14 protein-coding genes are annotated in these 22,075 nt (G+C 58.7%); 4 read left to right on the top strand and 10 right to left on the bottom strand.

Going from position 1 to position 22,075, the window contains the following annotated elements; translation table 11 throughout:
- Positions 1 to 72: 72 nt before the first annotated feature.
- The 5 genes from VE934_RS13345 to VE934_RS13365 form a co-directional block, all read right to left on the bottom strand.
- Positions 73 to 2,226 (bottom strand): response regulator, encoded by a 2,154-nt coding sequence (locus VE934_RS13345; protein WP_324888272.1) that lies wholly within the window; start codon positions 2,224 to 2,226, stop codon positions 73 to 75.
- A complete protein-coding gene (locus VE934_RS13350; protein WP_324888274.1) occupies positions 2,223 to 8,540 on the bottom strand; it encodes a HAMP domain-containing protein in 6,318 nt (2,105 codons plus the stop codon). The genes VE934_RS13345 and VE934_RS13350 overlap by 4 nt, the downstream gene beginning before the upstream one ends.
- 239 nt (positions 8,541 to 8,779) lie before the next feature.
- Positions 8,780 to 9,748, bottom strand: a complete 969-nt coding sequence (locus tag VE934_RS13355) for a class I SAM-dependent methyltransferase (protein ID WP_324888276.1) — start codon at positions 9,746 to 9,748, stop codon at positions 8,780 to 8,782.
- A 189-nt stretch (positions 9,749 to 9,937) separates the two neighbouring features.
- Positions 9,938 to 10,789, bottom strand: a complete 852-nt coding sequence (gene asd / locus VE934_RS13360; RefSeq protein WP_324888278.1) for an archaetidylserine decarboxylase — start codon at positions 10,787 to 10,789, stop codon at positions 9,938 to 9,940.
- Between the two features lie 48 nt (positions 10,790 to 10,837).
- Positions 10,838 to 11,986, bottom strand: a complete 1,149-nt coding sequence (locus VE934_RS13365; protein WP_324888280.1) for a PQQ-dependent sugar dehydrogenase — start codon at positions 11,984 to 11,986, stop codon at positions 10,838 to 10,840.
- Positions 11,987 to 12,203: 217 nt separating this feature from the next.
- On the opposite strand from VE934_RS13365, the gene VE934_RS13370 reads away from it, so the two are divergent.
- Complete coding sequence (locus VE934_RS13370; RefSeq protein ID WP_324888282.1) at positions 12,204 to 12,755, top strand: C40 family peptidase; 552 nt, start codon at positions 12,204 to 12,206, stop codon at positions 12,753 to 12,755.
- Positions 12,756 to 12,853: 98 nt separating this feature from the next.
- Here the strand turns inward: VE934_RS13370 and VE934_RS13375 are convergent, their stop codons facing one another.
- Complete coding sequence (locus VE934_RS13375) at positions 12,854 to 14,659, bottom strand: hybrid sensor histidine kinase/response regulator (RefSeq protein ID WP_324888283.1); 1,806 nt, start codon at positions 14,657 to 14,659, stop codon at positions 12,854 to 12,856.
- The gene (locus tag VE934_RS13380) at positions 14,656 to 15,318 is read right to left on the bottom strand and encodes a response regulator transcription factor (protein WP_324888285.1); all 663 of its coding nucleotides are present in this window, start codon (positions 15,316 to 15,318) and stop codon (positions 14,656 to 14,658) included. Before VE934_RS13380 ends, VE934_RS13375 begins: the two co-directional genes overlap by 4 nt.
- A gap of 281 nt (positions 15,319 to 15,599) precedes the next feature.
- On the opposite strand from VE934_RS13380, the gene VE934_RS13385 reads away from it, so the two are divergent.
- Both VE934_RS13385 and VE934_RS13390 read left to right on the top strand, forming a co-directional pair.
- Positions 15,600 to 15,971, top strand: a complete 372-nt coding sequence (locus VE934_RS13385; protein ID WP_324888287.1) for an MAPEG family protein — start codon at positions 15,600 to 15,602, stop codon at positions 15,969 to 15,971.
- Positions 15,968 to 16,861, top strand: a complete 894-nt coding sequence (locus VE934_RS13390; RefSeq protein ID WP_324888289.1) for an alpha/beta hydrolase — start codon at positions 15,968 to 15,970, stop codon at positions 16,859 to 16,861. The genes VE934_RS13385 and VE934_RS13390 overlap by 4 nt, the downstream gene beginning before the upstream one ends.
- A 99-nt stretch (positions 16,862 to 16,960) precedes the next feature.
- Here VE934_RS13390 and VE934_RS13395 read toward each other — a convergent pair whose 3' ends face one another.
- Complete coding sequence (locus VE934_RS13395; RefSeq protein WP_324888291.1) at positions 16,961 to 17,350, bottom strand: hypothetical protein; 390 nt, start codon at positions 17,348 to 17,350, stop codon at positions 16,961 to 16,963.
- A gap of 292 nt (positions 17,351 to 17,642) precedes the next feature.
- Between VE934_RS13395 and VE934_RS13400 the strand changes: the two genes are divergently transcribed.
- A complete protein-coding gene (locus tag VE934_RS13400; protein WP_324888293.1) occupies positions 17,643 to 18,290 on the top strand; it encodes a hypothetical protein in 648 nt (215 codons plus the stop codon).
- A gap of 226 nt (positions 18,291 to 18,516) precedes the next feature.
- Here the strand turns inward: VE934_RS13400 and lpdA are convergent, their stop codons facing one another.
- Positions 18,517 to 20,355, bottom strand: a complete 1,839-nt coding sequence (gene lpdA / locus VE934_RS13405) for a dihydrolipoyl dehydrogenase (RefSeq protein ID WP_324888295.1) — start codon at positions 20,353 to 20,355, stop codon at positions 18,517 to 18,519.
- A 40-nt stretch (positions 20,356 to 20,395) separates the two neighbouring features.
- Positions 20,396 to 22,063 (bottom strand): dihydrolipoyllysine-residue acetyltransferase, encoded by a 1,668-nt coding sequence (aceF, locus tag VE934_RS13410; RefSeq protein ID WP_324888297.1) that lies wholly within the window; start codon positions 22,061 to 22,063, stop codon positions 20,396 to 20,398.
- Positions 22,064 to 22,075 lie beyond the last annotated feature (12 nt).

The following is a 22,075-nucleotide window of genomic DNA, read 5'->3' on the forward strand; positions in this document are numbered from 1 at the left end:
TCGTTCAAAAAACGACCAGACGGTTGTAGGACAGCTCCGCCGGGAACCCGCCCTTAACCCGCTGGTTTGACTTTAGACCTTGCGGGGGCTTGCCTGACTGATGAGGCCCAGCAGGAGATCGATGTCTGCGGGCTTGACCACGTGATGATCAAACCCCGACTTGCTGGAGCGCAAGCGGCTTTCCGCCTCGCCGTAACCTGTGAGGGCTATCAGCAATGCGTCCCGCGTTTCCTCACGCTGCCTCATCTGCTGCGCCACTTCAAACCCGCTCATTCCGGGAAGCCCGATGTCAAGAATGACAACGGACGGAGAAAACTCCTTGGCCGCGGCCAGCGCAGATGGGCCGTCGCCTGCTATCTGCACCACATACCCTTCAGACTCCAGCAGCACTTTCATGGTCTCCGCCGAGGCCAACAGGTCATCCACCACCAGCACCCGTGTGGCCCCAGCCACCCGAACCGGCGCCGAAGGTGGTCGCACCACTGGCGCCATACCCTCAGCGTCCGTCACACGAGCGGGCAAACGAAGGGTGACTTCAGCGCCAAGCCCCAAACCTTCGCTAAACACGCGGACGTCACCGCCATGCAGCTCGACAAGATGTTTGACGAGCGTGAGCCCAATACCCAGCCCGCCCTGAGCGCGATCCAGCGCCTGATCTCCCTGCGCAAACAGATCGAACATATAGGGCAAAAAGGCGGGGTCTATGCCCTGACCGTTGTCCTTGACGCAGATCTCCACGTCAGGCCCGTTCATCTCCGCAGAGAGCTCGATCACACCATCAGGCGGAGTGAATTTGGAGGCATTGTTAAGAAGGTTTGACAAGACCTGACACAGACGCACGGTGTCGCCTTCGATGAGGACATGATCTTGTGGCAGTGCAAGGGTCAGCCGCTGTTGTCGCGAATTGATCAGGGGCGCGCTGGCTTCCACGGCGCGCTCACACAACATTGCCAGGGACAAAATTTCCGTCTGCACCGTCACCTTGCCACGGGCAATACGCGAGACATCCAGCAAGTCGTCCACCATGCGTGACATGTGGTCCACCTGACGCCCGATGACGTCCCGCGCCCAGATCATTTTTGAGTCTGCCAGGGCCGCGCCCTGCATGATGCGTACGGCGTTGCGTATGGGGGCTAGAGGATTGCGCAACTCGTGGGCGAGCATTGCCAGAAACTCGTTCTTCCGCCGGTCTGCCTCCTGCACCAGGCTGTACAGTCGCGCGTTTTCCATTGCAATGCTGGCGCGGCTGACCACTTCTTTGATCAGGGAGATCCGGGTTCCGGTAAAGTGATCCGGACGCCCAAACAGCAACAAGGCTCCCAGTGGTCGTTCGCCTGCAAAGAGCGGGCACAAAGCCACCTTCTCCACGGCGGCAGGCAGGGCAAGAACGCCCTCGCCGCTCTCGTCCGCGCGCCGCTCTGTCCAGAGACCAACAGGCGCGACAAATTCAATTTCCCGTGACAGCATGGCCGAGCGCATGGCCTGCGTCATCTCGGGATTAAGCTTGCGCGAGCCAGCAACCGGCAATGACAACGCGGGGCTGGGTGAGTCCACGATGTCGGTACAAATCAGTTCGCCGTGGCTGTCGAGCAAGGCCACGGCCGCCATGTCGGCCAATGCGGGCAGTGCTATCTGCACCAGCGCCTGCACAGTCGCATCAACATCAAGCGAACGCGACAAGGTCTGGCTGGCCTCGGACAGATAGTGAGCCCGCTGGATGGACTCCTCGGCCGCCACGCGTGCTGCCTCCGACCGTGCCAGCGCCTCCCTCTCCGCGGCCTGCGCCTGCAGCTGGCGATTCATGCGGTGCAGGTCAACAAAAACCTTGACCTTGGAGCGCAAAATCTCCGGAACCACAGGCGAGGCGATGTAGTCCACAGCGCCCAGGGCATATCCCTGGATAGCCTGCGTCTCATCCACGTAGGCCGTGATGAAAAGGATGGGGGTCTTAGCCGTCCTCTTGTATTGCCGGATGAGCTTGCCGGTTTCCAGACCGTCGATATCTGGCATGTTGACGTCCAGCAGAATGACCGCGAAATCCATGTTCAGGATCAGCCGCAGTGCCTCCTTGCCAGACCGTGCATGAAAAACGTTCTGTTCCAGCTCCTCCAGAATCGTGCCAAATACAACGTGTTTTTCTGGCAGGTCATCAACCACCAGAATGTTGGACTTGAAATCGTCACTCACCGGTGGTCGCGACGAAGCAGTGGCGAGAACAGCACTCATTGGGGAAGCCAGGCTCGTAGAACCGTCAGCAGGTCTGTGGTGTTGACCGGTTTGGAAAGGTAGTCCCATGCACCTGCTTCAATGCATTTTTCCCGGTCGCCTTTCATGGCTTTGGCAGTCACAGCAATCATCGGCAAATTTTTTCCATTGGGCAGTTTACGGATTTCCTGCATGGTCACCATGCCGTCCATCTCGGGCATCATGATATCCATCAGGACGATTTGAATGCTTGGGTCCGCCGCAACCTTGGCGATGGCGTCTTTTCCGTTGTCCGCCCAGATCACGTCCATGACTTCGTCTTCAAGGACAGTGGCCAGGGCAAAAATATTGCGCATGTCGTCATCCACGATCAGCACGCGTTTCCCCGCCAGCGTCTTGTTGGCCTCATGAAATTTTTTCAACTCAGCATGGCGGGCATCCGACAGCCGGGCTGGACTGATGTGGAGTGCATGCAGGGCCAGGTCGAAAAGCTTGGGCAGTGAGCGGGCCTCGCGCATGGTTATTTCCTCGCCGGACTGCCATGCCTCAGCTTCGCCCGGACTGATCAGCTCATCACGGTAGACGATCACCGACATGGGACCCAGCAACTCCTGCGACGCAAGCGCCTCGCGCCACTGGCCAAGCTCCGAGGCAACGCTGCTTTCGTCCACGACCAGGCAATCCCAATGTTCAGACTTCAGGCGTGCCACGATGTCCTGGGGCGAGGCAACCGAGATTGTCGTGACACCCTCAGCCTGCAAATACTCGCTGATCTGGTTGCGGCCATCGAAATCGCCGACATGCAAAAGCACCTTGCGGTTGTCGCTGGCGACGTAGTTGTAGAGCTGGTCCAGCATCTGGTCCAGCACCTCCTGATTCGGAATGGGCTTTTCAACAAAGGCGATGGCGCCTGAACGGAAAGCGCGCTCTTTGGAGTCGTCGGTAGAAATAACACACACGGGAATGTGCCGCACGGTCATGTCCTGCTTGAGGCGGTCCAGCACCCGCCAACCCTCCATGTCGGGCAAGTACATGTCCAGCGTAATGGCGGAAGGTGCGAACTGGTTCGCAAGCGTCAGCGCGCCCGCGCCGCGCGAGGTCACCAGACCCTTGAAGCCTTTGGCACGCGCCGCGTCCAGCAGGAAGCTGGCAAATGCGAGATCGTTCTCCACAATCAGCAATACACGGTCGCCCGGCTGGATGATCTGGCGGTCGTCGGAAGCTTCATCCAATGGGGTGGAAGAATCAGAACCCAACTCTGCGTAACCCGAGTCCGCGTCCGGAGGCATAGGCCTGAACTGGCTCGGGGCGATCTGCGGAACCGCTTCGGCTCGGGACTCCATGGCAGACCTGCGCAAGGCGCGAGTCGTCGCGAAGTTGATGGGCAGGTAAAGCACAAACGCACTTCCCTCACCCGGTGCGCTGGACAGCCGAATCTCACCGCCCAGCAGCCGTGACAGCTCGCGGCTGATGGCCAGACCCAGGCCAGTACCGCCGTACTTGCGGCTGGTACTGCCGTCGGCCTGCTGGAAAGCTTCAAAAATAATTTGCTGTTTGTCTGGCGAGATACCGATACCGGTGTCGGTGACCGTGAAGGCAATCACCTGCTGCGCGCGGTTCAGCTCCTCATGGTCCGGGCTCCAGCCGGTGAAGACCTCCTCAATTGACAAGGCCACATGCCCGTTGTGCGTGAACTTGAACGCGTTGGACAAAAGGTTTTTCAGGATCTGCTGCAGACGCTTCAGGTCGGTCACCATGGATACGGGCAACTGCAGACCGGTGGTCAGCAGAAACTCAACGTTTTTCGCTTCAGCAACGTGGCGGAAAGACCGCTCCACATACAGCTGCAGGTCCGACAGGCGAATTTCGCTGACATCCACCACCACGGTGCCGGACTCGATCTTGGACAGGTCAAGAATGTCGTTGATCAGCATCAAGAGGTCATTGCCCGACGAGTGAATCGTCTTGGCAAATTCAACCTGTTTGGGCACCAGATTGCCCTCAGGATTTTTGCAAAGCTGGTCAGACAGAATCAACAGACTGTTCAACGGCGTGCGCAGCTCGTGCGACATGTTGGCCAAAAATTCAGACTTGTATTTGGAGGTCAGCGAGAGCTGTTTGGCTTTTTCCTCCAGCGCCTGGCGGGCCTGCTCCACCTCCTGGTTTTTGCGCTCCACCTCATGGTTCTGGTGCACCAGAAGGCGCGCTTTTTCCTGCAGCTCTTCGTTGGTCTGCTGCAGCTCTTGCTGCCGGCTCTGAAGCTCTTGCGCCAGCGACTGGGACTGCGTCAGCAAGTCCTCTGTCCGCATATTCGCCTCGATCGTGTTGATCACGATACCGATACTTTCTGTCAGTTGGTCCAGGAACGCCTGATGCGCGGGGTTGAAGCGCTCAACCGAAGCCAGCTCCATCACGCCCCTGACCTGTCCTTCAAAAATAATTGGCAAGACCAGCACATTCAACGGCGCAACCTCGGTCATGCCGGAAGAAATACGCAAGCTCTCCGGGATGGACGAGGTCAGCAGAATCTTCTCTTTGTCATACGCGCACTGCCCAACAAGGCCCTGCCCGAGCGCCACTTCTTTGCCGTAGGAACCGTGGCCGTCCGAGGCATAACTTGCCATGAGGCGCAGCATGGGCTGCTCCTGGTTGTAGCGCAGCACGTAAAACTCGGCTTGCTGCGCACCCACCACAGGCGCCAGTTCGGAAAGGATAAGGTGACCCACCGCCACCATGTCTTTTTGGCCCTGCAACATGCGGGAGAACTTTGCAAGATTGGTCTTGAGCCAATCCTGCTCGGTATTCACCTGCGTGGTGTCCTTCAGGTTGCGGATCATCTCGTTGATGGTGTCCTTCAGCGCGGCCACCTCGCCCAGCGCTTCCACCGTGATGGAGCGGGTCAAGTCACCCTGCGTCACGGCAGTCGCCACCTCGGCAATGGCTCGCACCTGTGTGGTCAAGTTGGCGGCCAGCTGGTTCACGTTTTCGGTCAGACCTTTCCAGGTACCGGAGGCACCCGGCACCTTGGCCTGACCACCCAACTTGCCTTCCACACCCACCTCACGCGCCACGCTGGTCACCTGGTCAGCAAACGTGGCCAATGTGTCCGTCATGCCGTTAATGGTGTCGGCCAGCGCGGCAATTTCGCCCTTGGCCTCCACGGTCAGTTTGCGTTCAAGGTCGCCGTTAGCCACCGCGGTCACCACGCGGGCAATACCGCGCACCTGAGAGGTCAGGTTACCGGCCATGAAGTTCACGTTGTCGGTCAAATCCTTCCAGGTACCGGCCACGCCCTGCACGTCCGCCTGACCACCCAGCTTGCCTTCGGTACCCACCTCGCGGGCCACCCGGGTTACTTCAGAAGCGAAGGAGCGAAGCTGGTCCACCATGGTGTTGATGGTTGCCTTCAGCTCCAGAATTTCGCCCTTCACGTCCACCGTGATCTTTTTGGACAAGTCGCCTGCCGCCACGGCTTTTGTCACGTCTGCAATGTTTCGCACCTGAGACGTCAAGTTACCGGCCATGAAGTTCACGTTGTCGGTCAAATCCTTCCAGGTACCCGCCACACCCTGCACATCGGCCTGACCGCCCAGCTTTCCCTCGGTACCCACTTCTCGCGCAACCCGCGTCACCTCGGAGGCAAAAGACCGGAGCTGGTCCACCATGGTGTTGATGGTGTTCTTGAGTTCAAGAATCTCGCCCTTCACGTCCACCGTGATCTTTTTGGACAAGTCACCCGCCGCCACAGCGGTTGTCACTTCGGCAATGTTTCGCACCTGCGCTGTCAGGTTGGAGCCCATGGAGTTAACCGAATCAGTCAAGTCTTTCCAGGTACCGGCCACACCCTGCACATCGGCCTGGCCACCCAACTTGCCCTCAGTACCCACTTCTCGCGCAACGCGAGTCACCTCGGAGGCGAATGACGACAACTGGTCAACCATCGTATTAATGGTGTTCTTGAGTTCGAGAATCTCACCCTTCACGTCCACCGTAATCTTCTTGGAAAGGTCGCCAGCGGCCACGGCTTTCGTCACCTCGGCAATGTTTCGCACCTGGCCCGTCAAGTTGGAGCCCATGGAGTTGACCGAGTCGGTCAAGTCTTTCCAAGTACCTGCCACACCCTGCACATCGGCCTGGCCGCCCAGCTTGCCCTCTGTACCGACTTCTCGCGCCACCCGCGTTACTTCAGACGCAAAGGATCGCAACTGGTCCACCATGGTGTTGATGGTGTTTTTCAGTTCAAGAATCTCGCCCTTCACGTCCACCGTGATCTTTTTGGACAAGTCACCGGCCGCCACAGCAGTTGTCACCTCGGCAATGTTTCGCACCTGGCCGGTCAAGTTACCGGCCATGAAGTTCACGTTGTCTGTCAAATCTTTCCAGGTACCTGCCACGCCCTGCACATCGGCCTGACCGCCCAGCTTTCCTTCGGTACCCACCTCCCGGGCCACCCGGGTCACCTCAGAAGCAAACGATGACAGCTGATCCACCATGGTGTTGATGGTGTTTTTGAGTTCAAGAATCTCGCCCTTCACGTCCACCGTGATCTTCTTGGACAAGTCGCCAGCGGCAACGGCTTTCGTCACCTCGGCAATGTTTCGCACCTGACCTGTCAGGTTGGAGCCCATGGAGTTGACCGAATCGGTCAAGTCTTTCCAAGTACCTGCCACACCCTGCACATCGGCCTGGCCGCCCAGCTTGCCCTCAGTACCCACCTCTCGCGCAACCCGCGTCACTTCGGAAGCGAAAGAGCGGAGCTGGTCCACCATGGTGTTGATGGTGTTCTTGAGTTCGAGAATTTCGCCCTTCACGTCCACCGTGATTTTTTTGGACAAGTCACCCGCCGCCACAGCTGTTGTCACCTCGGCAATGTTTCGCACCTGACCCGTCAGGTTGGAGCCCATGGAGTTGACCGAATCTGTCAAGTCTTTCCAGGTACCCGCCACACCCTGCACGTCGGCCTGGCCGCCCAGTTTTCCTTCGGTACCCACCTCCCGGGCCACCCGCGTCACTTCGGACGCAAACGATGACAACTGATCCACCATGGTATTGATGGTGTTCTTCAGTTCCAGAATCTCTCCCTTCACATCCACCGTGATCTTTTTGGAGAGGTCGCCCGCCGCCACCGCGGTTGTCACATCCGCGATGTTTCGCACCTGAGAGGTCAGATTACCGGCCATGAAGTTGACAGAGTCGGTCAAGTCTTTCCACGTACCCGCCACACCTTGCACATCGGCCTGACCGCCCAGCTTTCCTTCGGTACCCACTTCTCGCGCCACCCGCGTCACTTCAGACGCAAAGGATCGCAACTGGTCCACCATGGTGTTGATGGTATTTTTCAGTTCAAGAATCTCGCCCTTCACGTCCACCGTGATCTTTTTGGACAAGTCGCCGGCCGCCACAGCGGTTGTCACCTCAGCAATGTTTCGCACCTGCGCCGTCAGGTTCGAACCCATGGAGTTGACCGAATCAGTCAAGTCTTTCCAGGTACCGGCCACCCCCTGCACATCGGCCTGTCCACCGAGTTTTCCTTCGGTACCCACCTCGCGCGCAACCCGCGTCACCTCTGCAGAAAACGTACCCAGCTGCTCCACCATCTTGTTGATGATCATCGCGGTGCGTAAAAACTCGCCTTCCAGCGCCCGGCCTTCGGCCTCAAGCGCCATGGACTTGGACAGGTCACCCTGCGCCACCGCACCAATCACACGCGCCACCTCGCTGGTGGGGTGCACCAGATCGGCGATCAGGGAGTTGATCGATTCGGCCGAATCGCGCCAGAAACCGCTGGCATTGGGGACGCGGGCACGCTCCTTGAGCTTTCCCTCCTTGCCGACCACGCGACTCAGGCGAGCCAGTTCTTCGGACATCCGCACGTTCTCGGACACAACGTCGTTAAAGACATCAGCAAGACGGCCCGGCAATCCGGTCCAGTCCAGCGGGAGGGCGGCCGCGCTGTCGCCTTTTTTCAGCGCAACCAGCGCTGTCAGAAAAGTCTTTTGTTGCTCGGCGCTTGTCTCGGCCTCCTGAACAAAGGTATCCACGGCGGCGAGGCTGTCAGACCAGAACCCCGTAACGCGCGATTGAGCCGATTTTGCGGGCGCCTTGTTGCCTGCAGGTTTGCGCGCTTTCAGGGCCTTGACCTTGTCGGCAGTGTTGACGCTGACTGCCGCCAACTGGTTGAACTCCGTCGCCAGCTTGCCGAAAATGCCATCCCACTCAGTGGGCAATGCAACATTGGGGTCTCCCCGGCGCAACGCTTCCATGGCTTTGAGCAAGGTTTCAAGCTCGATTTCTTTATCGCGCGCAACTACAGGCAATCGTGCTATAGCCTCCATGGGGAGTCCTCTAAAAAGTAATAAAAATGGTCAAACGTGGGGATGGTCCCACCCGCCTGCGAGGTTACCTTCTGTCACGTACGCAGACAACGATGCGCAGTGCTTTTTCGACAAAATTTCAGCAAGTTTTTGCAGGGACCAAACACTTTACAAACTATGGAAGTTGGCCTACAAAAAAATCTTGAAACCAAAATTACAGTGAGGGATTTTTCACCTCAAATGCGCGCCAACAATGCGCGTCAGGCCTTGACCGCCACCAGTCCAACGGCGGCAATCCGGTCGGCCCCCTCATAGGCTGGACGCTCCAGCTCTTCACCAAAAACGTCCGGGTCAATTTCGCAGTACGTGTACGTACAGGCTGCCTCACCTAAAAACGGCTCCATGTCCTTGATGAAGTGATCTACTCCCTCGACGATGGCGACCCCCGTATACAAGATCAGACGCCCGCCGGGCGATAGTCGTTGTAGGGCCTGCGCACCGATGCGGACACTCAAAGCCCTCCCAAGGTCTTCCCCGCCGTGCCGATAGGCGCGCGCGGCATCATCTACAAGGTAGGGTGGATTGGATAACACCACGTCGAAATTGCTCGACAAGGCAGCCACAGAGTCGCCCTGCGCAAGCTCAACATGAAGACCAGCAGACTCGGCATTGATGCGGGCAAAACGAAGGGCGTGTGGGTTGATATCGTTTAAAACGACGGCCGCACCCACCCTCAGGCGGGCCGCCATGATGCCGCCCGCGCCACTGCCGCAACCTATGTCCGCAATGCGCAATGGGGCTTCAGGCCTGGCCGCCGGAAGGTGATCGCGAATCAGGCTGAAAAAACGTGAAGTGTCCGGCCCAAAAAATACTGCGTCGTGCTCAACAGTTGGAAAGGCGGAATGCAAAAACAGATCTGTGTCCAGAGTGCTGACGCGTACCCGACTGCGGTACAAACCGCCCTCTTCCCGATTCAGAACATCGGCCCGAAGCAAGGTATCCATCAGCGAAGGGCGCAGTGCGTGAATGCCAAACGGCATGGACCAGCCAAAAATATCCTGCAGTGATTTGCCCAAGGCACCGCGCCGGTTGCGAAGCACCCTCGCCTGGGTTAATGGCGTGACGGTGGTGAATTCATAGGCTGCGTCGCGGAGCTGATCCAGAAGCGCCTTCAGTGCACGGTCCTGAGCATCCAGTGCGCCGGAACCGTTCGAATAAACATGAGCCAAGTAACCCCCAGCGCAAACAATTTGCGTGGGAAGAAGATAAGTTCTCAGGCTCGTGTGGTCTGTAGGAAAGGGATGAAGAAGGGGTAGTCGCCTTCACTGACGCCAGCAAGTTGCTTATGGGCAAAAACCCGTCTTCGCCCAATAAACACGTGGATAGTTCGCTACAAATAATATAGCAAAGCGACCTGATTACTGGTCCTGCAGGTTTGCCATCATCTCGCCCAGGCGGACCGCGCTGCCGGGCTCCCATGCGGGATTGAAACGGCATGGCCCCTTCGGGAAAAGCATGACGACGGTGGAGCCCAGCAAAAAGCGGCCCATCTCATCGCCCTGACGCAAGTGGACGGCCGGACTGTCGTATGTCCACTCACGCACTTCACGCGTGCGGGGCGGGTTGACGACGCCATGCCAAACCGTGGCCATGCTGCCCACGATGGTGGCACCCACCAGAACGAGAACAAACGGGCCGCGTGCAGATTCGAAAACGCACACCACCCGCTCGTTGCGGGCAAAGAGGCCTGGCACCCCGCGGGCGGTCGCGGGGTTGACCGAAAACAGCTCTCCGGGCACGTAAATCATGCGCTGCAAACGCCCTTCAGCCGGCATGTGAATCCGGTGATAGTCCTTGGGGCTGAGGTAAATGGTGGCAAAACTGCCGCCGTCAAAACGCGCCGCCAGTGCGCGATCGCCGCCCACCAGGGCCGTCGTGGAATAGTTGTGGCCTTTTGCCTGAAAGATCTGGTCGCCATCAATGGGGCCGAACTGGCTGATCGCACCGTCGACCGGACAGATCAGATCCGCCGCTGCCAGCGGCCGTGCGCCCGGCATGAGAGCGCGCGTAAAAAAGTCATTGAAGCTGGCGTAACTGGTGATGTCGGGATTGGCAGCCTCAGTCATGTTCACGCCGTACTTGCCAATAAACCAGCGAATGATGGACGTGGTGACCGCCCCGCCGCGCATGGAGGCAATGTGGTGGCCAAATTCGGTCATGGCCCGCTTGGGCATCACATACTGCAAAAGGACTTCAAATCGTTCGGACACGCGTACTCACTCTCAGTCGGGAAGGGCTGTCCATTCTATATAGGGTGTCTAGCCGGGCTGCAGACGCAGGAGGCGTCCCCTCGGGCTGTCAGTCAACACATATAACAAGCCGTCGGGGCCCTGCCGCACATCACGGATACGCTCACCACCCTCCAGCAGTTTGTGCTCCCGCACCACCCTGCCCTTGAAAGGTTCGCTCAGTTCGATCCGGTTCAGATAACCAAACTTCAGGGAGCCCACGAAAAGATTGCCCTGCCAGGACTTTCCGTATTTGTCGCTCGTCAAAAAGGCCATCCCCGAGGGCGCAATGGAGGGCTCCCAGTAGTGCAGTGGGGGCTCCATACCCGCTTTGACGGTAAGCCCCTCTCCCACTTTCCCACCGCCATAGTTTTCGCCAAAGGTCACCACGGGCCAGCCGTAGTTGCGGCCCGGCTGGGGGAGGTTGATCTCGTCGCCGCCCTGCGGGCCGTGCTCATGTGTCCAGTAGGTGCCGTCCGGCGCGACTGCCGCGCCCTGCATGTTGCGGTGGCCATAGCTCCAGATTTCTGGCAGCGCACCGGCCCTGCCCACGAAGGGATTGTCTTTGGGAACCGTGCCGTCCTTGCCCACCCTGATGACCTTGCCATGGTGGTTGTCCAGTTTTTGCGCGTCCTGCATCCGTGAGTAGCGGTCACCCAGCGTCAGGAGCAAGGTCCCGTCGGGCTTGCCTTCCTTGCGGGCTTCCACGATGCGGCAGCCAAAGTGGGCACTGCTGGAAAATTTCGGCTTCTGGCTGAAGATGACCCTGACGTCGTCCAGCCGGGTGTTGTCAGCCGAGAGTGTGGCGCGCGCCATGGCCGTGCTGTTGCCACCCCCTGAGGTGGCCGGCTCGGCGAAGCAGAAGTAAAAACGGCGGTTGACGGCAAAGTCGGTGTCGGTGATCACGTCGTGCAGGCCGCCTTGCCCGCCGGCATCAATGGCGGGCAGGCCGGCAAGCGGAGCCCCAACCTGCCCATTGGCCTCCACCACGCGGAGTCGCCCGGCCCGTTCCGTCACCAGAAATCGGCCGTTGGGCAAAAAGGCCAGCCCCCATGGGTTTTCCAGTCCTGTAGCCACGGCTTCGGGCCTGACGGTCTGGGCGTGGGCCCCAAAGCCGGAGAGTCCGAAAACTATAAAAACAATAGCAAACGGCGCAAGACGGATAAGGGCGGAAGGCATATTTGACCCCTGAAAAGCTGGTAAAAGCGGCAAAAAGCCGCCGAAACCCATAAATATGCCACTCCCGGAGCGCCCAATCAGGTTCCAGGGGTTAGTCAGCAATGGCGCCTCAATGCGATAAATTGTATTAAATCCTTACAAATCAAAGACTTGAATCCGCAATCTAGAAAAAACTTTATCTTGACGTAGGACAGGTCCTTCAAGTAATCTAGCGCCCATGCGTTTGACCCTCATCGCCAGTTGCCTCTTCTTCTCCGCCTTCGCCCACGCCACGCCTGGGCAGTCCGGCGATGAGATGGACAAATTCCTCGCCGACAAAGGCCTTCTCAACAAGATTGAGCAAGTCCGCCAGTCGGTGGGCCACAAGGCATCGGAGCTTGTCGTCAACGCCATGGGATTTTTAGGCGTGCCTTACAAGCGCGGCGGCAATACCGCTGAAACCGGTTTTGATTGCAGCGGTTTTGTCCGCGCCATATACCAGCAGTCCGTAGGCCTGATCCTGCCGCGCCGCGCCGAGCAGCAGGCGGCCGCCACCCAGAACATCGATAAAGCAGAGCTTCAGCCGGGCGATCTGGTATTTTTCAATACCCTGAAACGCACCTTCAGCCATGTGGGCATCTACGTCGGCGACGGCAAGTTCATCCACTCGCCCAAGCCCGGCGCTGAAGTCCGGGTAGAGAGCATGCGCATCGCCTACTGGGCGAGCCGTTTTGACGGTGCGCGCCGTGTGGCGGGAGTCCCTGCCGCAACTGACCGCACGGGCGAATAGTTCAGGCTGCCAGCCCCACGCGTAGGCAGGTCGGCGCCAAGCAGGCTTCAAGCGCACCGTTCTCGCATTGACTATTTAGCCCCTCTGTTAGCCGATCGTCACGCCTTGGCCCACGTGACCAGTATTGCGCGAAGCTGATCAGAGTTCAGGGGCTTGCGCAACACCAAATAACCTTCTTCGCGCGCCTCCTCCAGTTCGGGCGAGTTGATCTCGCCGCTGACCATGGCGCCGCTGGCCGATGGGCATCGTGCCAGAAGCGCCCGCAGGACATCAAACCCACTCTCGCCTGATCGCAGACGTTGATCGCAAAAAATGGCGTCGGGCGTGAAACCATCGTTAAGACAGGCCATTGCCTCGCCTGCGTTCCCGGCGTATCGCCCTTTCACGCCCCAGCCTTCCAATAAGGCCCTCCACGCACCGATCACCTGCGGGTCATCATCGAGCACCAAACACCGGCCACCGATGGGTTTCACAGTGACGTTTTGCATCTCCGCCGCCTCGGGTATCGTCGCCGTCACAGAACGCGAAGACTCATACGCAGGGATCAGCAGCCAGAAGCGCGAGCCCTGCCCCATTCGCGATCGAAATCCGAGGGTAGCCTCCATCAGACGCGCGCACCGCGCCACCACTGCCAGCCCCAGCCCGTGCCCCGCACCGTCGATGCGCCACGCATGTTCATTGCGGAAATACGGCGAGAAAATCTGATCCTTGTCTTGCTCAGCTATGCCGATGCCGGTGTCACACACCTCTAGCTGCCAGCCCCCCGAGCGCCGACGCAGCCCAATCAGAATCCCGCCCCGCTGCGTATAACGCAGTGCGTTGTGCACCAGGTTAACCAGGGCCTGGCGAACCAACGCCGAATCAGCCCAAACGACGGCCTCTTGCCGAGGCACGTGCATACGCAACTGCAGGCCGCGTTGATTGGCCTGCTCGCGAAACAGGGTGACCGTGTCGCGCACCAGCGTGTTCAGCACTACCGGCGCAGACCTTTGCGGCAGCGCACCGGCTTCCAGCCGGGAAAGATCCAGCAGCGCATTGAACATCTGGTTCATCGACGCCATGCAGTGCTTCAGATCCACCAGCAGCGGGGTTACCGGCGCCTGCTTGTTGCGCAGGGAAATTGCCTCTACCAGCAAAGACATGGCATGAATCGGCTGGCGCAGATCATGGCTTGCTGTGGTGAGAAACAGGTTCTTCTCCTGCAATGCCGCCTCTGCCTGCTCCTTCGCCGCCCGAAACTGCCCGGCCAGCAGTTCGCTGTTCTCTTTTAACTTCACCTGCTCAATGGCGTACCGGTGCGATGTCAGCGCGTGCCGGTAGATCACCAGCGTGTAAATCAGACCCAAAGGGATTGCGACGCGCCAAAGGTCAGGGAACAGCCAATACATCAGCAGCACCGGGATGTGCCAGCCAAGCGCGAAAAAGCGAAGAAATACGCCAAAGGTGGGCGTCTGGTGTGTTGTGTTGGTGGCCACAATGTGGGCGATCACCACGTACAGAAGCATGCGGAATTCTGCGGAAGCGCCGGGTACCATTGCCAAGACCGATAAGCCCAGGCCGGCACCATGCACCCAGGCCAGGTTCTGGACCCGTGGAAGCCAGCGTGTCACCAGTGCAGGGTCGGAGAGGCGCCCTTGATCCCCGGCATAACCACGCGCAAGGCGGCGCACTAACCCGGAGAGCAGGAGGTAAGCTGATCCCCACACAAGCACAGGCACGGCATCTTCTTTCCAACCGAAGTATGCAAGCAAGGGCACTGCGATCAGCGGCATCATGTAGACGCTGAATCTCAGGCGCGAAAAACTCATGTCGAGCAACTCGGCCTGACTTTTGGCGCTGAGCAGCGCAATACCGCCAGGACAAAGCACCGCTTTCGCCCTGCCTAACCAATCCGTCGCCCTCATGTGCCTTCCGACGGAACCACCTGACGACCCTGCATCGCCATAATCGCCTCCACCCGCGTGCGCACATTCAATCGCTCCAGAATGGCCGTCACATGCTCCTTGACTGTGCTTTCGGTGATGTCCAGCGTCAGCGCGATACGTTTGTTGGACAAACCTTTGAGAAGCAGGATCAGAATGTCGCCCTGCCTCGAAGTCAGGCCCAATTCGGCAGCAGTTACTTTCCACTCGCGCTTTGCGGAATCCTTGATGCCCATCGCGGGCCCGGCTTCAAACCACTGCCCGCCATCCAGCACCGTAAAGACGGCCTGACCAAAAGTCTCTGGCGTAGCCTGCTTGTGAACAAACCCTTTCGCACCAGCGGCGCGCACACGCTCAACTGTTACGGGATCCTCGTCAGCACTGATGGCCAGCCAGGGTATGTCTGGGTGCGCCGCATGCCACTGCGTCAGCAAAGGAAGGCTGTTGCCTTCGACCAGCCACACATCGGCCACCAGCACGCGGGGGTAGCCGTTTGTATCAACAAGCGCCAGTGTCTCGTCCCAGCTTGTGGCCGTGCAAACGTTCAGCTCCGGTCTTACCGATTGCAAGTATTGAGCCATTCCACGCCCCACCAGCGGGTGGTCGTCCAGAATGATTGCGTAAGGGCTTGAGGTGAGCATGAGCTCCGGAAATCGTAGCATCCATCCCCCTCGCGCGCATCTTTTCGACACCCGACTTGGGTAGGGTTGCCTAAGGTGTACCGAACGTCCACAATCGGCGACCTGTTCCGAACCATCCAATCCACGCCTATTTTCCTCGCCGTGTCCAGGAGCAAGCCTCGTTGGAGCCAGGGACTTCAAAAAATGCGTTGAATCGTCAATGTGACGCCCTTCTTTGGTAGGGTTCACACACGCGATTCGCGTCGGGAGAATCAATTTCTTTTTGATGAAAAAGGAATTGGATGAATCTCACTTCTGCACACGTACTGGCATCACTGGCGGTACTGCTCACCCTGCTTTCACTGAACGTCTCCCGACTTCGCCTCAAGTTCAAAGTCAGCTACGGCGACGACGGACACAGGGATCTCACCGTGGCCATCCGCGCGCACGGAAATGCGCTGGAGCAGTGCCTGCTGTTTGCCGTGTTGGCGCTTGCGCTGGACGCACAATCCAGTGACACGGTGCCACTTGCATGGCTTGGCCCTGTTTTTCTATTCGCGCGCGTACTGCACCCGGTGGCCATGTTTCAGCGTTGGTTGCGCCTGCGGCAACTGGCCCACATCACCAGCCTGCTTGTCCACTTAACGCTGGCCTGGCTGCTGATGCAGCGATGAGCACCGAGCTCACGCCGGGTGTGCAGGAGTGGTTCTCGCACGGGAAACTCGTTGCCTATCGAGGTCACAAGGTGTTTGTGCGGGTTGGCGGGTCAGGCCCTGCGCTTTTGCTGATTCACGGGTACCCCACGGCCTCGTACGACTGGCACCGGATCTGGTCAGCTCTTTCACAACTCCACACCCTGATTGCGGTGGATATGCCCGGAATGGGCTTATCGGAAAAACCTGCTGATCTGGCCTACTCCATCAAGGAACACGCTGACCTGCATGAGTGGCTGATTGCTGCGATGCGCCTCAAACGCTTGAGCCTCATGGCGCACGATTTAGGGGTGAGCGTGGCTCAGGAAATGCTGGCAAGGCGCATGGCGGGCGAGCCTCTGGCAAAAGTCGATGCCGTGGTCATGCTTAATGGCGGGCTCTTCCCGGAGGCATATCAACCACGCCTGATTTTGCGCATGCTTTCCTCACCGCTTGGGGCCTTGATCGGTCCGCGCATGTCGCGGCGTGCGTTCGGGCGCACGATCAAACCCCTGTTCGGACAAAACACACAGCCCGGGGAAGCCTTGCTGGACGATTTTTGGGGCATGGTCACGCACAACCAGGGGCTCCGTGTCACACACAAGGTTGGCCGCTTCTGGCGGGAACGACTCGCTTTGCGCGACAGACTGGTGGAGCCCCTGCTCAAGCGCGCCTTCCCCCTGCTGTTCATCAACGGCACCAGTGATCCAAACTCCGGGCAACACATGGTGGATCGCTACCGCGCCCTTGTGCCTGATGCCAGCGTTGTGTGCCTGGATGGCACTGGGCACTGGCCCCAACTGGAGGAGCCTGAAAAAGTCGCCGCACACGCCAAGAAGTTCCTCGCAGCCGGCGCTGCAAGCGAACACTAGCCACGCTGCCCGCAGGACCGGACAGCGTGGTTGAGGATTACCACTAGGGTCAGCGCACGCCCGTAGCCGCGTAAAGCCTGCGGCTCAAGCGCTGCACTGTCAGCACCTTCCGGCCGCCTTGAGTAAGGGATTGCAGCTGGCCCCGGGTTTGTCGGCGGCAGCGCTAGGACCACCGCGTCCCATTTGCGTGCAGACAGCGTCAGAGTGAGGCGTCTGCCCAAATGACATGGCCTTCTGGAACCCAGTTGCGGAATACATATAGCACTGGTATGCCGCGCCGTCTTTCGTCTTGACTGTGTAGTTGATGCGCCCTCCCGTCTCTTCGCCCGTTTTCGCGATGGTGAAGGTACCCACACTGCGTCCAATAGCGGTAGAAGTGCGTTGCTCGAGTCCATCATCGCGGATGGTTGCCGCGCAACCACTCAAGCCCAGAAGAAGTAGTGCCATGGCGCTCAGACAGGCGCCGGATTTCAGGTTACGGATGTTCATGCGAAAAGCCTCTTGATAGTTGCAACATTCGCAGTATTGGGAATCCGCCGGTGGAAGTGAACCCTCCTCAAGTAGGGTGTCTGTCTCGAAGGGATGGGTTAGAGTTTGGGGACTACAGCCCAAAGGTCTCCGTACCCCCACGGCACTACGACATACAGGACCTCTCGCCACGAAAAGCATCATGCAACCCATATCCGAACTCCGCAAACTGAAGTCCCTGTCAGGCCTCGTGGTCGCACTCTATTTCGGGGCCAGTGGTGCTTTTGTACATGCTCAGTCACACAGTGAGTCCATGAGTGCACTTTCCGCGCAAGCATTCCACAGGGACGTTCAGAGACGTATCAGTGCGTCAACGCACAGCGGCCCCACCTACTACCTGCGAGGTTACGAAGCCGTTACGCCAGAACAGAAACGCGCCCTTGAACAATACAACCGGGAAATTGAACAGTTACGTCAGGACGCTCAAAGACTCCAGCAACTTCGCAAAGACCCTGTCCTCATGCGACACGTCAATGGCTATTGGCAGCACTACAAGGCAAGACAGCCAGCCTCCCCAGGGGAGTTTTGCGCCGCCACTTATACGAATCTTCACGGGTCTATCACCCTGAGCGGAGTCGACAAAAGTTGGGAGGGCGGCCTCCTCACTTTTATCGGTAAAAACATCCCCCAACCAGATCGCTTCAGAGAGATCTCTGCGACCCTAAGCCAGTCAGGTGGGTCTCCTTCAACCGTCAGAATTTTCAATGCCCAGACCACCCCTGCAATGCGTGGTTACGGGACACTCACCTTCGCCGTACCAAGCATGAACGCTGCCCTTGCCGGTATGCCGGACCAGCAGGAATTTGCAGTCAGCATTGAGGGGAAAGAAGTGTTCCGGATGAGCTGGAAGGATGGCTCCGGTGCTCGTGATACCTTGCGCACTTGCATGCGTCGGGGCTAAAAAATTTGTCGAATGACTGGCGTGGAAACCTCATTCGCTTATAAGCGCCAGGGCGCGGAATCCCTCTCGCCTACCCGCGGACTCTATTTAAGGTCGGTTGCGTCCGGCGGGACTCCTTGAACGGTGCGAACAGGGCAATCATTTATGCGATTTTACAAATGGAAAAGCCGCGCGGCCCTTTTGGAACATGCGCGGCTTGCTACTGAATCAGTAGCGTCTCGAAAGGCTACTTCCGCGCCGGTGGCAAATCTGTGCAACTGCCATGTGCCACCTCAGCCGCCATGCCGATGCTTTCGCCGAGCGTCGGATGGGGGTGGATGGTTTTGCCGATGTCAACGGCATCTGCGCCCATTTCGATAGCAAGAGCCACCTCGCCGATCATGTCGCCAGCGTGTGTGCCGACCATGCCGCCGCCAAGAATTTTGCCGTGGCCATGCGCCTCAGGGCTGTCATCAAACAGCAGCTTGGTGACACCTTCGTCGCGGCCATTGGCAATGGCGCGTCCGGAAGCGTTCCATGGGAACAAGCCCTTCTTGACCTTGATGCCTTGCGCCTTGGCCTGGTCTTCTGTCAGGCCAACCCATGCGATTTCGGGGTCGGTGTAGGCCACGCTTGGAATGACCCGGGCATTGAAAGCCGCGCTGGCCAGCTCCTTGTTGCCTTGCAGCTCGCCTGCAATGACCTCTGCGGCCACATGAGCCTCATGCACGGCCTTGTGCGCCAGCATGGGCTGGCCGACGATGTCACCGATGGCAAAAATGTGCGGCACGTTGGTGCGCATCTGGATATCCACCGGGATGAAGCCTCGGTCCGCCACACTAACGCCGGCTTTTTCTGCTGCGATCTTTTTGCCGTTGGGTGTGCGGCCTACCGCCTGGAGCACCAGGTCATAGGTCTGCGGAGCCGGAGCGCCCTCGCCTTCAAACGTCACTTCTATACCTTTCGCTGTTGCTTTGGCGCCCACGGTTTTGGTCTTGAGCATGATGTTGTCAAAACGCGGCGCGTTCATCTTTTGCCAGATCTTGACCAGATCGCGGTCGGCGCCCTGCATCAGGCCGTCCATCATCTCCACCACATCAAGGCAAGCGCCCAGTGTGGAGTAGACCGTGCCCATCTCCAGTCCGATGATGCCGCCGCCCAGGATCAACATGCGCTTGGGGACTTCTTTCAGGTTGAGCGCGCCTGTGGAATCGACCACGCGCGGGTCCTCCGGCATGAAGGGCAAACGCACAGCTTGCGAGCCTGCGGCGATGATGCAGTTCTTGAAAGCAATGGTCTGCTTCTTGCCATTTTTTTCTTGTGCACTGCCGGAGGTTTCTTCCACCTCGACATGGTTGGCGCCGACAAAGCTGCCATACCCGCGCACCACAGTCACCTTGCGCATCTTGGCCATGGCGGCCAAACCACCGGTCAGCTTGCCCACTACTTTTTCCTTGTGGGTGCGCAGCTTGCCGATGTCCAGCTTGGGCTCACCAAAACTCACACCCAGGCTGTCAAAGTGCTTGACCTCGTCCATCACTGCGGCGACGTGCAGCAAGGCCTTGGAGGGGATACAGCCGACATTGAGACACACGCCGCCCAAGGTTGCGTAGCGCTCGACCAGCACTACTTTCAACCCGAGATCTGCTGCGCGAAAAGCGGCTGAATAACCGCCAGGGCCTGCGCCCAGCACCAGCAAGTCGCAATCCACATCCGCATTGCCCGAAAATGCCGCGGGAGCTTGGGGTGCTACTGTTTTAGGAGCAGCTTGCGCCGGTGTTACCTGGGCCGGAGCCGGTTTTGATTCAGAAGTCGACGCTGCGGGCGGTGCCACGGGTACAGTGACTCCATCAGCTTCCAGAACCAGTACAACCGTCCCCTGCTTGACCTTGTCGCCCAGCTTGACCTTGAGTCCCTTGACCACGCCGGCGTGGCTGGCCGGAATTTCCATCGAAGCCTTGTCGCTTTCAACTGTCAGCAAACTTTGATCGACCTTGATCGTGTCGCCTTCCTTGACCAACAGTTCGATCACCGTGACCTCGTCGAAATCACCGATATCGGGAACCTGGATATCTATCAATGCCATGTGTCTTGTCTCCGCTTGATTTTTCTTGAAGCTTGATGAGTTACAGGAGAACCCTGCGGAAGTCACCCAGAATTTGTCCTAGGTAGGCGTTGAACCGCGCTGCTGCTGCGCCGTCGATGACGCGGTGATCCCAGCTCAGGCTGAGTGGCAACATCAGGCGCGGCTGGAAGGCCTTGCCGTCCCACACAGGTTCGGTTGTCGATTTGCAGACTCCCAGAATGGCAACTTCAGGAGCGTTAATGATGGGCGTGAAATACCGCCCACCAATGCCACCCAGACTGGAGATGGTGAAGCACGCACCTGACATTTCAGCCGGGCTCAGCTTTCCATCACGCGCTTTTTTCGCCAGCTCGCCCATCTCCTGCGAGATTTGCATAATCCCTTTTTTGTCCGCGTCCTTGATCACCGGGACCATCAGGCCATTGGGCGTATCCGCCGCAAAGCCAATGTGGAAATACTGCTTGAGGACAATCTGGTCGCCATCAATGCTGGCGTTGAAGTCAGGAAACTTCTTGAGCGCAGAGACACAGGCCTTGATCAGGAAAGCCAGCATGGTGACCTTCACGCCGCTCTTCTCGTTCTCTTTATTGGTAGACACGCGGAAGGCTTCCAGATCGGTGATGTCGCAATCGTCATGGTTGGTGACGTGCGGGATCATGACCCAGTTGCGATGCAGGTTGGCGCCGCTGATCTTCTTGATGCGGGACGTGTCCTTGCGCTCAACCGGGCCAAACTTGGTGAAGTCAACTTTCGGCCATGGAATCAGACCGAGGCCAGCGCCGTCTCCTCCCGTTCCGGCCGCTTTTGCCTGAGCGCCAGCAGCCAGGGTTTTGACCGCGCCGCTCATCACGGATCGGGTAAAGGCCTGAACGTCTGCTTCCGTAATGCGTCCTTTGAGGCCGCTACCCTTGATTTCAGCCAAAGGCACGCCAAGCTCACGCGCAAACTTGCGCACCGATGGTGAGGCATGGGGCAAGTTGCCCTGCGGCGAGACAGTTGGGTCGTGCGCGGGCACAGGAGCGGAAGCAGGCGCGGAGGCCGCAGCAGCGGCTGGCGCAGCCACAGTGGCAGCGGCAGATGTGGCCGGTGCAGCAGCGGGAGCAGCAGGAGTAGCAGGGGCGGCCGCGCGTGCAGGCGCGGCGCTTCCTTGCAACACGGCAATCAAATCGCCAATGTTGACCTTGTCACCGAGCTTGACCTTGAGCTCCGTTACCACGCCGGCTGCGCTGGACGGGATTTCCATTGAGGCCTTGTCCGACTCCACCGTCAAAAGCGATTGCTCCACCTTGACGGTGTCGCCGACTTTGACCAGGACTTCAATCACAGTGACATCCTTGAAGTCACCGATATCGGGGACTGTCACCTGTACCGGGCCTGAAGCTTCCGCAGGGGCTGCAGCAGCAACAGACGCAGCTGCGGCTGCGGCGGGCGCTGCTGCCGCGGCCGGAGCTGCAGCAACGGCAGCCGCCTCAGCCGATTCAAGCGTCACAACCAGAGAGCCCTGCTTGACCTTGTCGCCAAGTTTGACCTTGATCTCCTTGATCACGCCACCCTGGCTTGATGGAATCTCCATCGAAGCTTTGTCAGATTCAACGGTGATCAGGGACTGATCGGCTTTCACCGTATCGCCCGGTTTGACCATCAACTCAATCACGGTGACTTCGTCAAAATCCCCAATGTCGGGGACAAATATTTCTACCACTGCCATGTTCTTGTCTCC

It is taken from the genome of Polaromonas sp. (assembly GCF_035638815.1).
Taxonomy (GTDB): domain Bacteria; phylum Pseudomonadota; class Gammaproteobacteria; order Burkholderiales; family Burkholderiaceae_C; genus Polaromonas.

Coding starts and splice junctions, on each gene's coding strand:
- VE934_RS13385 (WP_324888287.1), top strand. CDS start 15,600: ATGAATCTCACTTCTGCACACGTACTGGCATCACTGGCGGTACTGCTC.
- aceF (WP_324888297.1), bottom strand. CDS start 22,063: ATGGCAGTGGTAGAAATATTTGTCCCCGACATTGGGGATTTTGACGAA.
- VE934_RS13375 (WP_324888283.1), bottom strand. CDS start 14,659: ATGAGGGCGACGGATTGGTTAGGCAGGGCGAAAGCGGTGCTTTGTCCT.
- VE934_RS13395 (WP_324888291.1), bottom strand. CDS start 17,350: ATGAACATCCGTAACCTGAAATCCGGCGCCTGTCTGAGCGCCATGGCA.
- VE934_RS13345 (WP_324888272.1), bottom strand. CDS start 2,226: ATGAGTGCTGTTCTCGCCACTGCTTCGTCGCGACCACCGGTGAGTGAC.
- VE934_RS13350 (WP_324888274.1), bottom strand. CDS start 8,540: ATGGAGGCTATAGCACGATTGCCTGTAGTTGCGCGCGATAAAGAAATC.
- VE934_RS13400 (WP_324888293.1), top strand. CDS start 17,643: ATGAGTGCACTTTCCGCGCAAGCATTCCACAGGGACGTTCAGAGACGT.
- VE934_RS13390 (WP_324888289.1), top strand. CDS start 15,968: ATGAGCACCGAGCTCACGCCGGGTGTGCAGGAGTGGTTCTCGCACGGG.
- lpdA (WP_324888295.1), bottom strand. CDS start 20,355: ATGGCATTGATAGATATCCAGGTTCCCGATATCGGTGATTTCGACGAG.
- VE934_RS13365 (WP_324888280.1), bottom strand. CDS start 11,986: ATGCCTTCCGCCCTTATCCGTCTTGCGCCGTTTGCTATTGTTTTTATA.
- VE934_RS13370 (WP_324888282.1), top strand. CDS start 12,204: ATGCGTTTGACCCTCATCGCCAGTTGCCTCTTCTTCTCCGCCTTCGCC.
- VE934_RS13380 (WP_324888285.1), bottom strand. CDS start 15,318: ATGCTCACCTCAAGCCCTTACGCAATCATTCTGGACGACCACCCGCTG.